Origin of the sequence: Qipengyuania sp. (assembly GCF_964227205.1) — a bacterium.
Lineage (GTDB): Bacteria > Pseudomonadota > Alphaproteobacteria > Sphingomonadales > Sphingomonadaceae > Qipengyuania.
Map to the genome: position 1 here is coordinate 354492 of NZ_CAXQVB010000001.1, position 18352 is coordinate 372843.

Below are 18352 nucleotides of genomic sequence, written 5' to 3' on the forward strand. Positions count from 1 at the left end.
GGGGCCGCGAGGTGTAACTTCGCGCCCCTGCCTCACGATCCGGGGCCTGTGCGCTAGGGGAGCATGCCGAATGTCTCCATGGGAAGCCAGATTGCTGTCCTTCGTCGATGAATGCTCGGTCGAGGGGTTCGAGACGGCCTCCGCTGCAGTGTCGAAAATGGCTCGGATCCTCGACGAGGCCCCCGAGCAAATCGCGCCCCTGATTTCACCGCGGGCCGAGCCCGCACGGATCGCCGCCCTGCTCGAGGTCGATGCCCAAATCACGGCGGCGATCGAGCTCATCGGTCCGCTGTGCGGAATCCTCATCTCGCGCTCGGCCATCGGATCGTCCTCGGGTCTGGTCAAGATCGTCGACGAGGTCGAGGAAGGCAATTTCTTCGCGGCCGATCCTGCGATCGCCCTGCTGGGTGCCTATGCCACGGCGCTGATCGCCGTTATCGCGCACATGAAGGATAACGCTCCGCGCGATTCCTGAAGACCCTTGCCACCGCCAAAGTAAGCAGGACGTCCTCGGCCTGTCCGGCCAGGGTACGGGGCCGCCTCTCGATTACTGAAGCACCGGCGCCACTTGCAGCAGTTCTCGTGGCATATGATGCGCTTTTCCGGCAATGGCAGGAGGGCCAGCATAGGCTTCGCCCTCGATCGCCAGCCGAATGGCCTGTGTCGCGGTCCTGACATCGAGCCGCGCCATCAGGTTGGCGCGATGTGCTTCGACGGTCCGCGGGCTGATCCCGAGATAGCGGGCGATCTGCTTGCTGGTCCCGTGATCGAGCATGCACCCGAGGATTTCGCGCTCGCGCTTGCTCAGCGTATCGAGCAGCCGCCGCGCCGCCCGAACCCGGTCGCCATGGGCAAACCGCGCGACGAAACCGGCTTCGAGAAGACCATATTCGTGCAGGACCTCTTCCGCCGAGAAGGGAAACGCCATGTACGACGCAACTCCCGCCTGCATGGCCCGGACTGCACGCGACATATCGGCACGTGCGGCATAGGCGATGACCGGCAACCACGAGCGCTGCTCGATCCGCTCGATCAATTGCGCCACATCCCCGTGTTCGTCGCAATAGAGTACAAGGCCCTGCGGCGGCATGGTGCCGACGAATTCCTCGATCGAGTCGTACGGTTCGCAATACAGCTGATGGTTGATGAGCATTCGGCACAGCCGCCCGCGGCGTGCATCGTCACCATCGACAATGAAAATCTTCAACATTCTCCGGAAGCCTCGCACAAGGTCGGCTGCGCGCGCAGTTCGACACCGAAACAAGTCTCTCGGGTCCCTTCATTCAAGCGAATGAAGTTCGTCGAGACAATCAGTTCTATACTATATTCGGTACCTGCCAGCGAACTTGCGGTTCTCCGTTTCGGAGAACGTTGTGCACGCCATCTCAGGCAGGCAGCGCGCCCAGTTTCGCCGCGCGGAACGCCTCGGCGATTTCGCGCAGATCCCCCCGCAATTGCGTGATTTTCGCGAGGTCGATGGTGCGGATCGAATCCAGCAGCAGACCCTTTGCCGCGCCGTAGAACTGCATCAGGCTCGAGGCCAGCTCGGCCTCGCGGTCGATGCCCATCTCCAATGCGGTCAACGCGGTGACGCAGCGTGTGAGCGTGCGGCTGCGCGCGGTGCGGTCGCCACGCGATTCGGTTATCTCGAGTACGCCGAGGTTCTCGATGAGATCGTCGAGACAGATCAGCACGAGATCGTCGCGCCCGCTGGCCTTCAGACGGACATCGAAATTGCTTTCCCGGTAGGCTTCGCCGGGTCGGGCGCGGGCGAGCATTTTAGTTCCTCTGTGCGGTCCAGATATCGATCTGGGACTGGAGGAAGGAAAGGGTCGACTTGGATGCCGCGACCTGGCTGTCGGCCTTGGCGAAGCGGGCGACCATATTGGCGCGCAGCGTCTCCTGCTGATCGGCAAGTTTCTCGAGATCGCGCGTCACCTGCAACGACTGCGACTGGTAGCGGGCGATCGATCCGGCCAGCGATCCCGGATCGCTCGAGAGACTGTTCGACCGCGCCATTTTGTCGATGGTGGCGTAGACGCCGGTCAAGCCGGTGGTGAACATCGCAGCGACCGCCGAAGGGTCGCGCTCCATCGCCGCAGTCAGCTTGGCGGCGTCGAAACGGAAACTGCCGTCGCGCTCGATAGCCAGGCCGAGCTCGGCCAGCGTGCGGGGCGCGCCGGCGGGGGCATCGGGCATGATCACCTTGGAGCCGAGACCCGCGAGGTTGCGGCTCAGCGCGCGGGCGCCGCTGTCGCGCGCCAGATCGCCGGTCATCGGATCGATGGCGCTGCGGAGTTCGCCCACGATTTCGTTGAGCGCCCCGGTGATGTCCTGCATCACGCTCGAGATCGCGCTCGATGGATTGGCGAAGGTGATCGTCGCGGGCGATCCGACATTGGTCGCGGTCAGCGTCAGCGACAGGCCTGGAGCGACATTGTCGATCTTGTTCGAGGCACTCGTCCGGGCGATCCCGTCGAGCGTGAATTCGGCGTCGGCGGAAGTCCTGATCAGGCGGGAGGGGTCGCCCCCCGGCTGCCAGGCGAGCGCCGAAAGGCCCGGGTCTGCCCCGTCTTCGACCGCCTCGATGGTAAAACCGTTCTGGAGCCCTTCGGCCCCTTTCACCACCAGCTGAGCGCCGCTGCTGGTCTGGGCGACATAGGCGCTGAGCCCCGCATTCTTGCCATTGATGGCGGCGGCGACGTCGCTGAGCGTCGCTCCGCTGGCGATATCGATGCTCAGCGGCGTATGGTTGGTATCTTCGGTGAAGCTGGCATTGCTGGTTTCGCCGAAACGGATGGTGAGCGTCCCGGCACCGACGGTATCAGAGGCACTCGCATACGTCGGACCGCGAAGTATCTGGTTGCTCGCAACCTTAGACACTTCAAGCGTGTAGCTGCCCTTGCCCACCGAACCCAGCGGCGAGGCTACGGTTGCAACCGCCGGATTGCTGATCGAGGGCAACGGTGCGAGGTCGCCCGTGCGCAGGCGATCGCCCAGCGCGCTGGCAAAGGCCGAGAAGGTGCTGCGGATCGAACCGGCGAGCGAGATGCGTCGTTCGAGCGTCTCGGACTTGGCAGTCAGCCGCTCGTTGCGGCCGGCGAACTGCGCCACGGCGAGCTGCTCGGCAATGCCGGTCATGTCTACGCCGCTGCCAATGCCGAGCGTCGAGGCGATCGAGGATGTCGAAATACTCATCGCTCTGATAACGGCCCGGCGGACGCAGGATTAACCGGCAGTCGCCCATCGACGTCGAACTGGAGGGCGGCGGGCACCTCGATGGCTGGCATGGGCGGAGTCTCGCCGCGTTTGAGCGAGAAGACGTAGGCGAGCACCGCCGCAACGGCACCGTACAGGTCCTCGCAGATCACCTGCCGTTCGCGGGTGGTGTAATACAGCGAACGCGCGAGCTGCGGCATCTCGAGCGTCGGCAGGTCGTTTTCGCGCGCCAGTTCCTTCATCGCCATGGCCTTGTCGCCGCGGCCCTTGGCGAGGACGATCGGTGCCGACGCCTTCGCCGGGTCGTAGGTCATCGCTACGGCGAAATGCGTCGGGTTGGTGACGACGAACTGTGCCTCGCGCATGGCGCCGGCCACCGACCCGGTGGCGATATCGCGCTGCCGCTGGCGCCGCGCGGCCTTCATTTCGGGCGAGCCTTCACTCTCCTTGTTTTCGTCGCGCATTTCCTGGTGGCTCATCTTAAGCCGCTTCTGCTGGCGCAGCCACTGGATCGGCAAGTCGACGAAAGCGATAATCACGAGGCCGGCGCTCAGCGCGAAGACCAGCGAGATGATCGAATACCATGCGGCGGACAACTGGGCCGACAGATTGCCCCGTCCCAGCCCGATGATCGTTTCCATGCTGTTCCACCACCAGGCCGCGGCAATCGCGCCGAGCAGGATGATCTTGAGAATGCCCTTGCCCATTTCGATCAGGCCCTGCGGCCCGAACATGCGCTTAAGACCCGACAGCGGGTTGATCCGCTTCCCCTTGGCTTTGAGATTTTCGGCGACCCAGCGGCCGCGGCCAAAACCGAGTTGGGTAATCAGCGTAACGATGATAACCGGCACGGCGAGCGTGAGGATCGCAGGAACTGCCAGGAGCAGCCCTTGCATCAGCAGATCCTCGACTCCGAAATCGTTGATGTCGCGAGTGTCGAAACGGAAGGCTTCGCGCGTCAGCTTTGCGAGCCCTTCGAGCAACCAGGGCCCGGCAAAGGCGAGCCAGGCCCCGCCGAACAGCATGACCGCCGCCGTACCCGCATCCTTCGAACGCAGAACGTCGCCCTTCTTGGCGGCATCGGCCAACCGCTTTTCGGTTGGCGCGAATGTCTTCTCGCCGGCGGTTTCCTCGCTCATTGGGCCAGCACCCTTTCGGTCTGGTCGAGCGCCTCACCCACGACCCCCGCGAACTGGTCGTAGATCAGCGGCGCGGAGATGATCAGCGCGGCCATGCCCGCGAGGACACCCGCGGGCAGGCCGAGCGCGAACAGGTTGAGCGATGGTGCCGAGCGACTGAGGATGCCGGTAAGCACCTGCACCAGCAGCAGGATGACCGTCACGGGCAGCGCAATCCGCACGGCCGTTTCGAACATGAAGCTCCCGAACCCCGCGATTTCCGCCAGCCGGTCCGCGCCGAGCCAGGTCTGGCCCGGCGGGAAGGCGCGATAGCTTTCGGCCACCAGCGCGATCCAGTGCAAATGCGCCCCGGTCGCGAGGAAAATCAGCGTGAGGACGATCACGAAATACTGCCCGAAGGAAGTCGTCGTCCCGCCGCCCATGGCATCGTGCGACACCGCCATGCTCATGCCCATGCCGCCACTGATGACTTCGGCGGCCACCGTCGGCGCGGCGAAAGCCAGCTGCAGCACGAAGCCGAGCGCGAGCCCGACGAGTACCTCCCCGGCTACGGCAAGCAGGCCGTCGAGCGAGAGAAGGGCATCGGGAGTCTCGACCGCAGGCATCCAGATCGAGACGAAGATCGCCAATGCGCCGGTGATCGAGACGCGCACCGACATCGGCACCGAACTCGCCCCGAAGAAGGGTGCGGCAAGCAGCGCGGCACCGAGCCGGGTCATCAGGAAGACGACCCGCCACATGTCCTGCTCCAGCGCCCCGAAACCGAGATCGAGCCCGTTCACCGCGCGTTCCTCAGTGGCCGATCCGCGCGATTTCGGCGAAGATATCCTGCGAGAAGTCGACCACCAACGCCATCATCGATGCGCCGAGGATCACCAGCACGAAGGCTACTGCCGCCAGCTTGGGGACGAAGGTCAGCGTCTGTTCGTTGACAGAGGTCGCCGCCTGGACGAGGCCGATGACGAGACCGATGGCGAGACTGGCGATGAGGATCGGGGCTGCAACTAGCGCGGCGATCCACAGCATGCGGTCGGCCATGGAAAGGAGGATGACGCTTTCGTCCATGGGGCTATCCGAAACTTGAGGCGAGCGAGCCCATCAGCAGTGCCCAGCCGTCGACGAGGACGAACAATAGCAGCTTGAAGGGGAGCGAAACGATCATCGGACTCATCATCATCATGCCGAGGCTCATCAGCACGCTGGAGACGACGAGGTCGATCACGAGGAAGGGCAGGAACAGCATGAAACCGATCTGGAAGGCGGTCTTGAGTTCGCTGGTGACGAAGGCGGGTAGCAGGATCGAAAACGGCACGTCCTGCGGGCTGGCGAATTTGCCCGCCTTGGCGATGTCGGCGAACATCTCGAGGTCGTATTCGCGCGTCTGGCGGATCATGAAGCCGTGGAACTGGTCCCCCGCGCGCTCGATCGCAACCTCTGCCCCAATCGTTCCCGCCGAATAGGGGGCGATGGCGGTCTCGTTCACCTTTTCCAGCGTCGGCGCCATGATGAACAGCGAGAGGAACAGGCTGATCCCGATCAGCACCTGATTGGGCGGAGATTGCTGCAGCCCCAGCGCCTGGCGCAGGATCGCCAGCACCACGATGATGCGGGTAAAGCTGGTCATCATCAGCAGCAGCGCGGGCAGGATGGTCAGCAGGCCCATCACCAGCAGCAGCTGGAGCGACAGGCTCAGCGGTTCGCCCCCGGCGCCTGCCATCTGGCCGAAGGCGCGGTCGAGCGCGCCCGAAACGGCAGCTTCGCCGGTCTGCGCACTCGCGAGCGCGGGATAGGTCAGCGCGGCCAACATGCCTGCAAGTTTGGCCAGACGGGCGATCACTGGACGATCTCCTCGCCCTGCGGGCGCGCGGGCGCCTCGGCCAGCCGGGTGAGGCCGTTGCGCGAGGTCGAGACCAGGATTTCGCGGCCGTGGAACTCGATCACGGCGAGCCGCAGCGTCGGTGAAAGCATGGTCGTCTCGACGATCCGCACAGCCTTGCTCCCACCTGCCGGGGCCCCGAACTGGCCCTGCATCTTCTTGGCCAGCTTGAGGCTGCCCCAGATCATTGCGCCGATCAGCGGCAGCAGGATCAGCAGCTTGAGGATGTACCAGAACATCAGGCGAGTTCACCTGCACCGGCCGGCGAAACGGTCAGCGGCGGCGCGCGGCGATCGAGCGAGGCATCGCTCGTGCTCGAACCCGCACCGACGATTTCGAGGACGCGGATGGCGAAACGGCTGCCCTGCGCAATCACTTCGCCGCGCGCGATCAGCTTGCCGTTGACGAACATGTCGAGCGGTTCGTCGGTCAACCGGTCGAGCTCGATGACGCTCGATTCACCGAGTGCGAGCACATCGCGCAGGCGCATCGATTTGCGGCCGAGTTCAACGGTGAGGCGGACGTCGATGTCCTGGATGAGGCCGAAGCCGTCTGCATGCGAAGCCATTGGTATTACTCCGAAAGGAAAGTCTGGGTGAGTTCGAGGGCCACACGGTCGTCGAGTTCGCCGACGCAGCCATGCGCAAGAGTGAGGTTGCCCGTCAGCAACGGGACGTTGCGGTTCACCGCAACCGGGATCACCGATCCCGGCGCCAGGCTGGCAAGCTGTGCGATCGACATCGGCACGTCGACCAGGACCGCGCGCAGCGGCAGATCGACATCGGCGATCGCCGACCCGTCGAGACCGCGTGCGCCGATGGTGCGACCGGTTGCGGGAGAGACCGCCCGCGTGCCGACGATTTCGGCAATCATCGGGCGGCAGACGGCAAGCCGGACTGTCCACGAACAGGCCGCCTTTATGCTGCTGACTTCCAGCGTGATGGTCCATACGCGGTCGCCGGCGGCGAAGGGTGCGACCTGGTCGACCTCTTCGCCATTGGCGCTTGCCGCGATCTCGCGCCGATCGCTCGTCCGGCGCAGCGCTTCGGCCATGCGATCCTCGAATTGCTGGGCAAAACGCTTGGCCGAGGCAGGCAGGACCGTGCAGCCCTCGTCGACCTCGCCCGTGCCCCCCAGGATGCGCTCGAACTGTGCGACGAGCTCGCCGATCCGGACCGAGACGAGGATGCCGCGGCTCTCCTGACCCAGAGAATAATAGCTGTGACGGTTCGCCGTGCCGACCGTGGCATACCATTCGCTCACGGGCAGCAGTTCGGTTTCGACGATTTCGGTCAGGAGACCGCGATCGTCGCACAGCGCCGCCAGCTGGGTCCGGGCCTGCTCGGCAAAGCCACGGGCGAAGCGCGCGAACTCGATGTCGAGATCGGGCGGCGTTGCGGCACGGCTCAGCAGTTCGTCGCAGTGACGCGCTGCCCGTCCGTTGGGTTCGGGGAGAGACGAGGAGATCATTGGACGATGAACGACCGGAAATAGACGTTGTCGACGCCGCCGAAGCCCTCGCGTTCTTCGAGCGTCTGGTTGATCGCCTTGGTCAGGCGCTTCTGCAGCTCTTCCTTGCCCTTAATGCTGGCGAGATCGGCTTCGCTCGTCGCCGCAAGCTCGGTGAGAATGCGCGACCGCAGCGCGGTCTCATGCTCGTCGAGCCACATCAGGACACGCCCGTCGTAATGCGTCGATGCGGCAAGGCTGACCTGGATCAGCGCGGGACCGTCGGCGAGGTTCGAGGTGAACTCTTCGGAGAAGTCGTAGTAGGCGGTGCGATATTCGCCCCCACCCGCGCCGTGTACCGGCGCTCCGCCATCCTTGTCGCCTTCCTTGCCGGCCACCGGATAGGGATCTTCCTGTCCCTTGCGGACAAGCTTGGGATTCTTGTCCTCCTTTTCCTGGCCATGGACGCCCAGAAGGCCGCTGGCGAAGGCCGCATAAGTCCCGCCACCGCCCGCGCCGAGGAGAACGAGCGCGAGAATCAGCAGTTTGAGCTTGCCGCCTTTCTTCTTCGGCGGGGTTTCCGGAGTGGGAGTTTCATTCGACATTTTGCTATCCTGACTGAATTCGGAAAATTCGCTTAGACGTAGAGAGCATCGTCGGAAGACGGCTTGCTCTGCTGCGATGAAGGGGCCGACTGCGCACGGTCGCGACCGCGCTGTTCGCCGTGCTGCTGGCGCTGCTCCCCGGCGGCCGGGCCGTGACCGGATCCGGAACCGGGATGGCCCGATCCAACCCCGCGCTCGGTGCCCGCTTGCGCGGCTTGGGCAGTCGTTGCGGGCGCAGTGGCCATGTCGGGCTGACGAACGGGACCGCGATCGTTGGCCATGGCCGCCGCGAGCGCGCGGTGGGCCTCGCCATCCTCGGCGGCGATGCGGACATTCATGCCATCGCCCGCCGTATCGAAAGTGACGGTCATGGCGCCAAATTCCTTATGCGTCACGGCAATGGTTGCGGCCTTGGAAAAATCGGCGTGACGCGCGGCCATGATCTGGTCGACGATCCGCTCGACCTGTGCATGCTGATCCTGGCCGACCGGTCGTGCGACTGTCGTAACCGGGGACGCGGCGCTCGCGCCCTCGTCGATCCGCGCGGCGGCATGCAGCGAGCCCTTGGCCACGTCGACCGGCGAGACGATGCGCTGGACAGTCTCGGCATTATCGCTGCCGATGCCGGTGAACTTGGCCTTGCGCTCGCCGGCAGACGCAGTCTCGACGCCCCGTTCAAGCCGCGCAGCTTCCTTGCCGTTGTGCGCTTCGCCGTCGCTCGGGGTGGGCGCGGCCTGCGCAGCGGACAGGCGCTCGGCCTTGCCGGACACATCTGCCTCTCCAGGCACGAACTTGCCCGTAGCCGCCGGCTCACCGTCGACAAGCGATGGCATTGGCGCGGATGCGGAGCGAATTGCGGGGAGTTCCTTGCGCAGATCGATTGCCGTGCGGGCCTGACGCGGCGCATTGATTGGTGCGGCGAGCATGCCGGACTGGGCGATGCCGCGTGCCTCGGCCTGCAAAGTACCCGGTGTCGCGGCCGCCGGCCCAGCCATGGGCAGGTCCAACCTGACCTTTCCGCTTTCCGCAACCGCGGTCATCGTCGAGGCCTTGGCCGCGGCGGGCTCTTTCGCTGCGGCAATGCGCACCTCCAAACCCTTGCCCGCAATATCGCCCGCGGCCTCGGAAAGGGTCGGCCCTTCGGCTCCCTTGGGCAGATCTCTCACCGGCTTGGCATCGGCGGTAACAGGTGACCCCGAGACAAGCCCCGAGCGCGCTTCGAACGCCAACAGCGGTGAGGCGATGGGAGGTGCAGCATGCGGGATAGTGCCGGTTTCGACAGTAACAGCCTCTTCGCCTGCCGCGATCTCCGGCAGCAAGAGCGGCAAGCCGGGGTCGGCAAGCGGCAAGGAATTGCCGGTCGGCAAGTCGCCGCCTTGCCGCTCGACCGATTCGGTCTCCTCGGGATCGGCCTCCGCCAGCGCGGACGGTGTAATCGATGCCAGCCTATTCAAGAGCTCGCCGAACCCGTCGCCGCCTTGCGAAGCCGCGGATTTCCGCCCGTTCTCGCCCTCGAATCCGGCGACGGGGAGGAGGCTGTCCAGCGATTTCGAAATGGCGAGTGAAAAGGTCATGGCAAGTCCGTTTATGGTTTACGGACTTACTATCAAGAAGCGTGCCAAAACACCTTCGGGCTCACGCCTTCCCCAATCCGGCGACGATCGTGCGGACCAAGTCGCGCGTGCCTTCCTCGGCCTTGCGCAGGCGCAGGTCCGATTGGGCGAAATCTTCGCGCCGCGCTTGCGACTGCATTTCCGCCTCTTGCGCCTGCTTTTCGCTCAGCTCGGAGAGCTTCTGCAATTGGTCCTGCATGGCCTTGCCACTGCGCAGGTCGGCTCCGACCAGGTCATCCCCCCGCTGGGCATAATGCGCGGCAAGACTGCGCGTGCGTTCGGCCACTCCCGAAAGCCGTAGCCGGTTGGCTTCGGCCTCGCTGGCGGCGACGGCCGACTGCATCCGCTCGACCGTCCTGATCCGCTGGATCAGCTGCGCGCGTTTGAGTTTCTTGCGTTCAGGCGCCATCGCCGACGAGATCCGTCATCTGGGCAAAGGCGGTGGCGACATCGATCCGTTCGTCCCCGCTCTGGGACAGGAATTGGCACATGCGAGGATGCAGAGCGATCGCTTCGTCGAGCAGCGGATCGGCGCCCTGGCGGTAGGCCCCCATCATGACGAGGTCTCGGTTTGCCTCGTAGGTCGCGCTGAGTGCCCGGAACCGGCGCGCGGTCGCGGCGCATTCGGGGGGTACGATATCGTTCATGACGCGGCTTAGCGAGGCACCGACGTCGACCGCCGGATATTGCCCGCGCTGGGCGATCTCGCGCGACAGGACGATATGACCGTCGAGGATTGCGCGGGCGCTGTCGACCACTGGATCGTTCTGGTCGTCGCCATCGGCAAGCACGGTATAGATCCCGGTGATGGCGCCACCCGATTCCTGGGAATTGCCGGCTCGCTCGATCAGCTTGGTGATCGTCGCCAGGGCCGACGGCGGATACCCCCGGGCCGCGCCGGGCTCTCCCAGAAGAATACCGATTTCGCGCGCAGCGTGGGCCACGCGCGTGAGACTGTCGAGAATCAGCAGGACGCGTTTGCCCTGCGAACGCAAGTGTTCGGCGATCGAGGTCGCCAGCATTGCGCCGCGCAGCCGCAGGTTGGCCGCGTGATCGGCGGGAACGGCGACGATCGCGGTGTTGGCCGCGCGCTCGCCCGCCATGTGGCGGGTGACGAAATCGGAAACTTCGCGCGCCCGTTCACCGATCAGGCCAACGACAATGGCATCGGCCTGCGCGCCGTCGACGATCATGTCCATCAGTACCGACTTGCCGACACCCGAACCGGCCATGATGCCGATACGCTGCCCGACACCGAAGGTGGTGAGCGCGTTGAGCGAGCGGATTCCGCTGTCGAATATCCGCGTAACCCGCGAGCGATCGAGCGCGCCGACGCGGTAGCCGCCGGCAGGCCAGCTGGTGGTCGCGCCGATCGGGCCGCGACCGTCGATCGGTTCGCCCGAACCGTCGACCGCACGGCCGAGGAATTCGGGGCCGACATGCAGCATGCCTGGGCGCCCTTCGGGGCGGACGATGGCGCCGGGCCGCAACAGCACCGTGTCGCCGAGCATCATCATCATCGTATGGCCGTTGCGAAAGCCGATGGTTTCCGCTCGGTGCTCGGTCGAGGCGCCTTGGGCGATGCCGCAAATCGTGCCGATCGGCACGCCGAGGCCGGACACCTCGATCAACCCGCCATCGCAGGCGACCACCCGCCCGAAGCGGCGCGGTGCCAGATCGAGCGAGGCCGACGCGACCCCGGCGAGCGTCTTGTCGATCAGGGCCTGCATGTGTCGAAGATTTCCGCCAGAGCACGGCGCCATTGCTGCGGGCCGTCCTCGACCCCGCCATCTTCGGTTTCGACGCGCAACCCGCCCCGTTCGACACTGGCGTCGGGCACCAGCTCGAGATCGCTGGAGATGCTCTCGCGCACCAGGTCCAGATCATCGGGATGGATGTGGATGACGCGCCGGTCGTGCTTGCGCTTGAGCATCGCGGCAGCCGCATCAATGCGCCGGGCCAAGCCTTCGGCGTCGAGCGCTAGAGGCAGCACCGCCTCTTCGCACAGCGCATGCACCGTGGCGAGCAGCCCGTCGCGCAGCGAGCGTTCGCTTTCGGCATCGAAACGCGCGAAGGCCAGCTCGATCGCCGAGCGGCCGTCGCGTTCCGACTTGAGCTGGGCTTCGAAATCCGCGCGCGCGGAGATCTGACCATCCTCATAGCCTGCGCTATAGGCCTTTTCGGCCGCATCCTCGACGTCCGGCGGCGGCGGCGCGGAGCGGGGTTCGGACTGGGTGAAGCGGCTGCTGCGCGAGAAATTCCCGCGCTTGCCCAAGGCTGAATAGGCGACCCTAGACATAGTCCTCGTCACCCTCGCCCATGATCAGATCGCCCTGCGCGATCAGGCGCTTGGCAATCGCCACAACTTCCTTCTGCGCGGTTTCGACATCGATCTTCTTGACCCTGCCGCGCATCTCGATTTCGTCCCGCAAGCCGTCGGCGGCGCGCGACGACATGGCTCCATAGAACTGTTCGCGCTCTTCTTCCTCGAGGCCCTTGAGCGCCAGGATGAGCGTGTCGCTCTCGATCTCGCGGAGCAGCACGCCGGTCATCTTGGTATCCAGCGCGAAGAGATGCTCGAACTTGAACATCTCGTTTTCGAGTTCCTTGGCGAGCTTCTTGTCGATCTTGTTGATCGTCGGCATCACCCGTTTCTCGAGGCTGCGATGCGAGCGATTGATAATGTCCGCCGCATGCTTGATCCCGCCCATGGTAAGGGGGATCGTGCCGTGCAGCTTCTCGATCTTCGCATTGAGCGTCTGCTCGAGGATTTCGATCGCCTGCCGCGAAACGGGACCCAGGCGGGCGACCCGGTGAAGAACCGGCGTGTGCAATTCTTCGGGCAGCGCCGCGAGCGCGGCGGCAGCGACATCGCTATCGAGCTGCAACAGCAGCACGGCGATCGCCTGTGGATGTTCGTCGGCGAGGATTTCGCCGATGATCTTGGGATCGAGCCACCGCAGCAGCCCCAGCGCGGGCAGGCTGGCCTCTTCGTGCTCGGGCGCCACCTGGCGCATGAGGTTCTCGGTCTTCACCTCGCCCACTGCCCCGTTGAGGATCTTTCGAACGCTGTCGACCCGTCCGTGACCCGAAAGCCCGTTCTGTTCGGTCGAACGCGAAAAGCCCGAAATGGCATCGGCGATCGCCTGCGGCTGAACATCGCCGATACTGCACATGGTTCCCGCGAGCTGGCGCAACTCATCGGGTGTCAGCTGGCCGAGGATGCGCGAAGCGTCCTCTTCGGCCAGCAGCATGACCATGATGGCCGCCTTGTCGGTGCCGCCGAGCAGCTTGGGAGCGGGCGCGGTCATGCCGATGCTCCCTGATGCGCGTCCTCGGCCAGCAGGCGACGGAGCGCCAGCACCGCATCGTCGGGATTTTCGCGGGCGATGCGCTGAGCCAGTTCGATCTGGCCGTCGAGCGCTTCGCGGTCATAGGGTGCAACGCCGCCTTGGGACGGGCCACCGAGCGCAGGTGTCGAACCGTCGCCTTGCGAATCCGCCCGATTGCCGCCCTTCAATCCGTTGCGCAGAGCATTGACCGCCGGCCGCACCGCGAGCAGCAGCACCAGCAGCACGGCGAGGATCGCCACGCCGTTGCGAACCGCCATGCCGAACCAGCTGGTCTCGTAGAAGGGGATGCCTTCGGCCTCGACCTTTTCGAATGCGCGCATGACCACAGTCACCTGGTCGCCGCGATCGGCGCGTGCGCCGACGGCGGCCGAGACCAGTTCCTTCACCTTGGCGATGTCCGCCGCGCTGGCCTTGGCCAGTGCTGCCTGATCGATCGCCACCGCGACCGAGAGATATTTGATCGATCCCGGCGATAGGTTGGAGACCGAGACCTCACGGCCCAATTCATAGACCCGCGTGGCACTGCTTTCGCCAACTCCGCCGTTGGCTGCCTGTTCGGGAGTATCCTGCGGTGCGCCTGGGCGAGCCTCGGGATCGGCTGGCGGCGTATTCGCCAGAACACCCGGGATACCGCCAACCGGGGCGGCCCCGCTCTGCGACTGTTGCGTCGTTTCGCGGCGGACGGTCCCGTCCTTGTCGTAACTTTCCCGCGCCGAGGTGACCTCATTCATGTCGAGCTCGACCTGAACCTGTGCGGTAAAGGCGCCGGGGCCGAACATCGGCGCCAGAAGATGGTCGACCTGCGCGTTGAGCTTGGCTTCCATCTGCGCCTGCAGATCGATCAGGCCGCTCTTGGGATCGCGTTCCTGCGTCAGCAGCTTGCCGTGCTGGTCGACGACCTTGACCGCGTCGATCCCCAGCCCCGGCACCGAACCGGCAACGAGATTGGCGATCGCCATGACCTGACCATCGCTCAACTGGCGGCCGCGCGCCATGCGCACCATGATCGATGCCGAGGGAGCAATATCCTCACGCACGAATACCGAGCGTTCGGCCTTGGCAATATGGACACGCACGGCCTCGACGCCGTCGATCTCCATGATCGTCAGCGTCAGCTCGCGTTCCTGCGCGGCGCGCAGGCGGTCGCCCTCGAGCGTCCGGCTGGCCCCCATCGGAAGGTTCTCGATCAAGTCGGTCCCGCTTTCGGGAGCCGCGAGCGACCCGTCGGACGCCACCAGCATGCGCGCACGATAGACATCGTCCTCGCCTACGGTCAGGGCACCGGTGTTGTTGTTGATCGTGTAGTCGATGCCCGCCTGGTCGAGCGTTGCGGCAACGTTCGCGCGCTCGGCATCTCCGAGCGAGGAATAGAGCGTACGCTGTGGCGCCGGAGAAAGCGTTGCCCAAGTCAGGGCGAGCAAGCCTAGACCGGCCGTGCCGGCGAACAAGGGCAGGACCTTCCGCACCGGCGGTTGCGCGGCAAAGGCGCTCAGCCGCTGGCCGAACGTACCCGACCCGCTCGTGAGCGGGGCCAGCATCCCCTGCGGGGCGCTATCGGCAGGAACAAGACCGTTCATGGATTAGATCCCCATCCGCATGGTTTCCTGATACGCAGCAAGCAGCTTGTTGCGGACCTGGAGAGTGGCTTCGAAGGCGACCCCGGCTTCCTGCCGGGCCAGCATCACCTTGGCGATGTCGGTTTCCTCGCCGCGTTCGTAAGCGGCAGTGATCCGGCCGGATTCAGCCTGGACCGAATTGACGTTGTCGAGCGCCGTGCGCAGCGAATCGCCGAAACTCGGCGCCGGTGTCGTCGCCTCGGTCGGCGCCGCCGGCTTGGGTTGGTGAAGCTCCTGGAGGACCTTGGAGCGGTCGATGATCTGCTGGCGCAGGGCGATGATCTGTTCGATCGAACCGCCGCCGCCAACGCCGCCTACCGGGTTCATCGGCCTGCTCCCACGGCAATACCGGCTTCACGGAAGGACGCGAGGCGATAGCGCAGCGTGCGCTCGCTGATGCCCAGTGCGCGCGCCGCATTGGCACGGTGACCGCCGACGGCATCGAGTGCTTCCATGATCGCCCTCGCTTCGGAGATCTGGACGATCTTCGACAGTTTTGCAGGCCCCTTGGTTTCGGTCGGCAGTTCGGCCGCCACCGGTTTCTCGACCGCGCGAGCGGTCATGTCGAAGATGATGTGTTCGGCATCGATCACGCTCTTGCCCTGCGAGAGCAGCAGCGCACGGCGCATGACGTTTTCGAGCTCGCGGACGTTGCCGGGCCAGGCGTAGTCGACCAGCGCAGCCATGGCCGCATCGCTGATCCAGGGTACACGGTCGCCCTTGGCAGCGTGGCGGAGCAGCATGGTGAACGCGAGCGGAGCGATATCCGCACGGCGTTCGCGCAGCGCCAGCATTTCGATCGGGAAGACGTTGAGGCGGTAATAAAGGTCGGCGCGGAAACGGCCTTCGGCCACTTCATGCGGCAGGTCGCGGTTGGCGCAGGCGATGATCCGCACGTCGACCTTGACCGGACGGGTCGCCCCGATGGGAACGACTTCGCCTTCCTGCAGCGCGCGCAGCAGCTTCGCCTGAAGCGAAAGCGGCATTTCGGCGATTTCGTCGAGCAGCAGAGTGCCGCCGTCGGCGGCGCGGAAGAAACCTTCGCCCGCCGCATTGGCGCCGGTGAACGAGCCCTTCTCATGACCGAACAGCATGGCCTCGAGCATGGTTTCGGGAATCGCGGCGCAATTGACCGCGATGAAAGGCTTGTCCGCGCGCTCGCTGCGGCGGTGGATGAAATTGGAGAGGACTTCCTTGCCGGTCCCGGTCGGGCCGTTGATCAGCACGGGGATGTCGGTCCGCGCGAGACGGTCGGCCAGCGCGATGATCGACAGCGAAGCGGGATCGGCTGCAACGGGGCCCTGACCGGCGTAGGTCAGCGCGACCAGCGCGGCGATGCTGCTTTCGGCAATGGGGTCGCTATAGGTCAGCGTTCCACCAGTGCCGCTCGGCATGATCGTCGGCTCGGTGCCACGCGCGAGAGTGATGGTACGCGCATCGCGGTTCGCCGCAAGGTCGCTCTCATCGGCCAGCGTGACCGGCCGTTCCATAAACAGAGACGACGCGATTCCCGCCATCCGGGCCTCGATGGTCCCATGAGCGCGCGAAAAATTCGCAGTCTTTGTAATCTCGTCCATTTGTGCCCCCACATGGCAAGTCTTATCGACGAACCGGGAAATGGCACCCCCACGTCCAAAGATTGGATAATTTTAGGGCTGGTAGATTTACGAGGGTGGTTAACCCGGCCGCAGCGAACTTTCGGCCGGTGCACTTAATCCCCGAACATTCTTGCCGGTCTGGTTCTCGGCTGCCGCATCCTGACCGGGGGGCAGTGATCGTAGACCAAAGGGAACTGAGCCATGAACGTCATCAACACCAATATCGGCGCACTCAAGGCGTCGAACGCTTCGAACGCAGCCGGCAAGGCACTGGGCACCGCCATGGAACGCCTGTCGACCGGCAAGCGTATCAACTCCGCCAAGGACGACGCCGCCGGCCTCGCCATCGCCACCTCGATGACCTCGCAGGTGCGTGGTATGAGCCAGGGCATCCGCAACGCCAACGACGGCATTTCGATGGCGCAGACCGCAGAAGGCGCGCTCAACGAAGTCACCAACATGCTGCAGCGCCAGCGTGAACTGACCGTCCAGGCTTCGAACGGCACCTACTCGGCGGACGACAAGGCCAATCTGCAGGCCGAAATGGACGCGCTGAACACCCAGATCAGCAACGTCCTGACGAACTCGGAATTCAACGGCCAGAAGCTCTTCACGGGCGCCGCCGGTTCGGTCACCGTCCAGGCGGGTGCGAATGCTTCGGATACCGTCGCTCTCGACCTGTCGACCGACCTCACCGCCGATGCGACCATTACGGCCGCTGCTGCCGTCGACGTGACCGCGGTTGGCTTCTCGAACGCCGACATCGCGAAGTTCGACGACGCGATCAAGACGATCTCGACGACCCGCGCCAACCTGGGTGCTTCGCAGAACCAGCTGGAATCGGCGGTCAACAACCTCAGCAACAACATCACCAACCTGACCGACGCCCGCTCGCGCATCGAAGACACCGACTACTCGGCCGAAACGACCGCGCTCGCCAAGTCGCAGATCCTGAGCCAGGCCTCGGGTGCGATGCTCGCACAGGCCAACCAGAGCCAGCAGAACGTCCTCTCGCTGCTCCGCTAAGCCTCCACAAGCCTGGCAACGAGAAGATGGCCCGTCGCTCGCAAGAGCGGCGGGCCTCACTCGTTCGGGCTTATACGTCGGCTGGATCCGTACCCGCGTGGCGCAAGCCGCATCTCGTAAATCTACCTAGTGCGGCAAACAGGCAATCTTGCCGAAAATGGGGCAAGCAGAATTCTGGATTTCGACATGTTCACAGCGTACGATACACCCGAAGCCTTCCCCGATTGCGCCCGCACGGAGCCGCGAACCAATATGTTCGTCATGGCCGCGCTGGTGACCAACACCTCGCGCGAAACGGCGAAGGTACGCAACATGTCGAGCGGGGGCGCGCTGGTCGAAGCCTCGCACCTCCCCGCCCCGGGCACATCTTGCCTCCTCCACCGCGGCGATATCTCGCTCGACGCGACGGTCGTCTGGAAGGGCGACGGCAAGGCTGGCATCCGCTTTCACCGCCCCGCCGACGTCGGTTTGTGGCTACCGTCGGGCAGACGCACCCAGTCCGAAGTCGATGTAGCAGTCAAGATGGCCAAGGCCGAACTGGTCGCGGCTCCGGTAGCCAGGGTTGCGGCCCCGCTCTTCTCGACCGAATTGAGCCGCGAGGATATCCTCCATACCGCCGCCGCCATGGAAGCGCTTTCGGACGAACTGGCCGACGATCCGGCGGTCGTCGCGCGTTTCATGACCAAGCTGCAGACGCTGGATATTGCCGCACAAACCTTGCGGAAGCTCGCGGGCCAGTTGTCCTGAGGGATTGCTGGTGGAGGGGGCGCGCGGTTGGTTGGGCGACGATCGTAGCGGGTGCGATGGGGCGCCGAACGCGAGAAGCCGCCCTTTGGGGGCGGCTTCTTGCTGTGTGGT

General features: G+C 64.9%; 22 protein-coding genes. 3 read left to right on the top strand and 19 right to left on the bottom strand.

The window, feature by feature from the left end; genetic code table 11:
* Positions 1-70: 70 nt before the first annotated feature.
* Positions 71-475 (top strand): hypothetical protein, encoded by a 405-nt coding sequence (locus ACEQZ0_RS01815; RefSeq protein WP_370187792.1) that lies wholly within the window; start codon positions 71-73, stop codon positions 473-475.
* A 72-nt stretch (positions 476-547) separates the two neighbouring features.
* Here ACEQZ0_RS01815 and ACEQZ0_RS01820 read toward each other — a convergent pair whose 3' ends face one another.
* From ACEQZ0_RS01820 to ACEQZ0_RS01910, 19 genes are all read right to left on the bottom strand, one after another.
* On the bottom strand, positions 548-1210 hold the full coding sequence (locus ACEQZ0_RS01820) for a response regulator transcription factor (protein ID WP_370187794.1): 663 nt from the start codon (positions 1208-1210) through the stop codon (positions 548-550).
* Between the two features lie 175 nt (positions 1211-1385).
* Positions 1386-1778, bottom strand: coding sequence for a flagellar protein FliS (locus ACEQZ0_RS01825; protein WP_370187796.1), 393 nt, complete (start codon positions 1776-1778; stop codon positions 1386-1388).
* Position 1779: 1 nt separating this feature from the next.
* A complete protein-coding gene (fliD, locus tag ACEQZ0_RS01830) occupies positions 1780-3198 on the bottom strand; it encodes a flagellar filament capping protein FliD (RefSeq protein ID WP_370187797.1) in 1419 nt (472 codons plus the stop codon).
* Positions 3195-4358: a flagellar biosynthesis protein FlhB gene (locus tag ACEQZ0_RS01835; protein ID WP_370187799.1), complete on the bottom strand. Its 1164-nt coding sequence runs from the start codon at positions 4356-4358 to the stop codon at positions 3195-3197. Before ACEQZ0_RS01835 ends, fliD begins: the two co-directional genes overlap by 4 nt.
* Entirely contained in the window at positions 4355-5140 is a 786-nt protein-coding gene (gene fliR, locus ACEQZ0_RS01840; RefSeq protein ID WP_370187801.1) for a flagellar biosynthetic protein FliR, read from the bottom strand. Before fliR ends, ACEQZ0_RS01835 begins: the two co-directional genes overlap by 4 nt.
* 10 nt (positions 5141-5150) lie before the next feature.
* On the bottom strand, positions 5151-5423 hold the full coding sequence (locus ACEQZ0_RS01845; protein WP_221600933.1) for a flagellar biosynthetic protein FliQ: 273 nt from the start codon (positions 5421-5423) through the stop codon (positions 5151-5153).
* A 4-nt stretch (positions 5424-5427) separates the two neighbouring features.
* Complete coding sequence (gene fliP, locus ACEQZ0_RS01850) at positions 5428-6165, bottom strand: flagellar type III secretion system pore protein FliP (RefSeq protein ID WP_370187864.1); 738 nt, start codon at positions 6163-6165, stop codon at positions 5428-5430.
* A 26-nt stretch (positions 6166-6191) separates the two neighbouring features.
* Entirely contained in the window at positions 6192-6473 is a 282-nt protein-coding gene (locus tag ACEQZ0_RS01855) for a flagellar biosynthetic protein FliO (protein WP_370187803.1), read from the bottom strand.
* Entirely contained in the window at positions 6473-6802 is a 330-nt protein-coding gene (gene fliN / locus ACEQZ0_RS01860; protein ID WP_370187805.1) for a flagellar motor switch protein FliN, read from the bottom strand. Before fliN ends, ACEQZ0_RS01855 begins: the two co-directional genes overlap by 1 nt.
* Before the next feature lie 5 nt (positions 6803-6807).
* Positions 6808-7704, bottom strand: coding sequence for a FliM/FliN family flagellar motor C-terminal domain-containing protein (locus ACEQZ0_RS01865; protein ID WP_370187807.1), 897 nt, complete (start codon positions 7702-7704; stop codon positions 6808-6810).
* Positions 7701-8288 (bottom strand): flagellar basal body-associated protein FliL, encoded by a 588-nt coding sequence (gene fliL / locus ACEQZ0_RS01870; protein ID WP_370187809.1) that lies wholly within the window; start codon positions 8286-8288, stop codon positions 7701-7703. The genes ACEQZ0_RS01865 and fliL overlap by 4 nt, the downstream gene beginning before the upstream one ends.
* A gap of 32 nt (positions 8289-8320) precedes the next feature.
* A complete protein-coding gene (locus ACEQZ0_RS01875) occupies positions 8321-9862 on the bottom strand; it encodes a hypothetical protein (RefSeq protein ID WP_370187811.1) in 1542 nt (513 codons plus the stop codon).
* Between the two features lie 61 nt (positions 9863-9923).
* Entirely contained in the window at positions 9924-10310 is a 387-nt protein-coding gene (locus ACEQZ0_RS01880) for a hypothetical protein (RefSeq protein WP_370187813.1), read from the bottom strand.
* Positions 10300-11631, bottom strand: a complete 1332-nt coding sequence (locus tag ACEQZ0_RS01885) for a FliI/YscN family ATPase (protein WP_370187815.1) — start codon at positions 11629-11631, stop codon at positions 10300-10302. Before ACEQZ0_RS01885 ends, ACEQZ0_RS01880 begins: the two co-directional genes overlap by 11 nt.
* Positions 11619-12200 carry a FliH/SctL family protein gene (locus ACEQZ0_RS01890; RefSeq protein WP_370187818.1) on the bottom strand — a complete coding sequence of 194 codons (582 nt, stop codon included), beginning with the start codon at positions 12198-12200 and terminating at the stop codon, positions 11619-11621. The genes ACEQZ0_RS01885 and ACEQZ0_RS01890 overlap by 13 nt, the downstream gene beginning before the upstream one ends.
* Positions 12193-13212 carry a flagellar motor switch protein FliG gene (gene fliG / locus ACEQZ0_RS01895; protein WP_370187820.1) on the bottom strand — a complete coding sequence of 340 codons (1020 nt, stop codon included), beginning with the start codon at positions 13210-13212 and terminating at the stop codon, positions 12193-12195. The genes ACEQZ0_RS01890 and fliG overlap by 8 nt, the downstream gene beginning before the upstream one ends.
* A complete protein-coding gene (fliF, locus tag ACEQZ0_RS01900) occupies positions 13209-14831 on the bottom strand; it encodes a flagellar basal-body MS-ring/collar protein FliF (RefSeq protein WP_370187822.1) in 1623 nt (540 codons plus the stop codon). Before fliF ends, fliG begins: the two co-directional genes overlap by 4 nt.
* 3 nt (positions 14832-14834) lie before the next feature.
* Positions 14835-15197 (bottom strand): flagellar hook-basal body complex protein FliE, encoded by a 363-nt coding sequence (gene fliE / locus ACEQZ0_RS01905; protein WP_370187824.1) that lies wholly within the window; start codon positions 15195-15197, stop codon positions 14835-14837.
* A complete protein-coding gene (locus ACEQZ0_RS01910; RefSeq protein WP_370220889.1) occupies positions 15194-16360 on the bottom strand; it encodes a sigma-54 interaction domain-containing protein in 1167 nt (388 codons plus the stop codon). The genes fliE and ACEQZ0_RS01910 overlap by 4 nt, the downstream gene beginning before the upstream one ends.
* A 309-nt stretch (positions 16361-16669) precedes the next feature.
* Between ACEQZ0_RS01910 and ACEQZ0_RS01915 the strand changes: the two genes are divergently transcribed.
* Positions 16670-17494 (top strand): flagellin, encoded by an 825-nt coding sequence (locus ACEQZ0_RS01915; protein WP_370187828.1) that lies wholly within the window; start codon positions 16670-16672, stop codon positions 17492-17494.
* Positions 17495-17680: 186 nt separating this feature from the next.
* Complete coding sequence (locus tag ACEQZ0_RS01920) at positions 17681-18241, top strand: PilZ domain-containing protein (protein WP_370187830.1); 561 nt, start codon at positions 17681-17683, stop codon at positions 18239-18241.
* The last annotated feature ends 111 nt before the right edge of the window (positions 18242-18352 follow it).

Coding starts and splice junctions, on each gene's coding strand:
- ACEQZ0_RS01855 (WP_370187803.1), bottom strand. CDS start 6,473: ATGTTCTGGTACATCCTCAAGCTGCTGATCCTGCTGCCGCTGATCGGC.
- fliL (WP_370187809.1), bottom strand. CDS start 8,288: ATGTCGAATGAAACTCCCACTCCGGAAACCCCGCCGAAGAAGAAAGGC.
- ACEQZ0_RS01920 (WP_370187830.1), top strand. CDS start 17,681: ATGTTCACAGCGTACGATACACCCGAAGCCTTCCCCGATTGCGCCCGC.
- ACEQZ0_RS01910 (WP_370220889.1), bottom strand. CDS start 16,360: ATGGAACGGCCGGTCACGCTGGCCGATGAGAGCGACCTTGCGGCGAAC.
- ACEQZ0_RS01885 (WP_370187815.1), bottom strand. CDS start 11,631: ATGCAGGCCCTGATCGACAAGACGCTCGCCGGGGTCGCGTCGGCCTCG.
- ACEQZ0_RS01845 (WP_221600933.1), bottom strand. CDS start 5,423: ATGGACGAAAGCGTCATCCTCCTTTCCATGGCCGACCGCATGCTGTGG.
- fliG (WP_370187820.1), bottom strand. CDS start 13,212: ATGACCGCGCCCGCTCCCAAGCTGCTCGGCGGCACCGACAAGGCGGCC.
- ACEQZ0_RS01865 (WP_370187807.1), bottom strand. CDS start 7,704: ATGATCTCCTCGTCTCTCCCCGAACCCAACGGACGGGCAGCGCGTCAC.
- ACEQZ0_RS01835 (WP_370187799.1), bottom strand. CDS start 4,358: ATGAGCGAGGAAACCGCCGGCGAGAAGACATTCGCGCCAACCGAAAAG.
- fliP (WP_370187864.1), bottom strand. CDS start 6,165: ATGTTGGCCGCGCTGACCTATCCCGCGCTCGCGAGTGCGCAGACCGGC.
- ACEQZ0_RS01915 (WP_370187828.1), top strand. CDS start 16,670: ATGAACGTCATCAACACCAATATCGGCGCACTCAAGGCGTCGAACGCT.
- ACEQZ0_RS01880 (WP_370187813.1), bottom strand. CDS start 10,310: ATGGCGCCTGAACGCAAGAAACTCAAACGCGCGCAGCTGATCCAGCGG.
- ACEQZ0_RS01875 (WP_370187811.1), bottom strand. CDS start 9,862: ATGACCTTTTCACTCGCCATTTCGAAATCGCTGGACAGCCTCCTCCCC.
- fliD (WP_370187797.1), bottom strand. CDS start 3,198: ATGAGTATTTCGACATCCTCGATCGCCTCGACGCTCGGCATTGGCAGC.
- fliF (WP_370187822.1), bottom strand. CDS start 14,831: ATGAACGGTCTTGTTCCTGCCGATAGCGCCCCGCAGGGGATGCTGGCC.
- fliN (WP_370187805.1), bottom strand. CDS start 6,802: ATGGCTTCGCATGCAGACGGCTTCGGCCTCATCCAGGACATCGACGTC.
- ACEQZ0_RS01890 (WP_370187818.1), bottom strand. CDS start 12,200: ATGTCTAGGGTCGCCTATTCAGCCTTGGGCAAGCGCGGGAATTTCTCG.
- ACEQZ0_RS01820 (WP_370187794.1), bottom strand. CDS start 1,210: ATGTTGAAGATTTTCATTGTCGATGGTGACGATGCACGCCGCGGGCGG.
- ACEQZ0_RS01825 (WP_370187796.1), bottom strand. CDS start 1,778: ATGCTCGCCCGCGCCCGACCCGGCGAAGCCTACCGGGAAAGCAATTTC.
- ACEQZ0_RS01815 (WP_370187792.1), top strand. CDS start 71: ATGTCTCCATGGGAAGCCAGATTGCTGTCCTTCGTCGATGAATGCTCG.
- fliE (WP_370187824.1), bottom strand. CDS start 15,197: ATGAACCCGGTAGGCGGCGTTGGCGGCGGCGGTTCGATCGAACAGATC.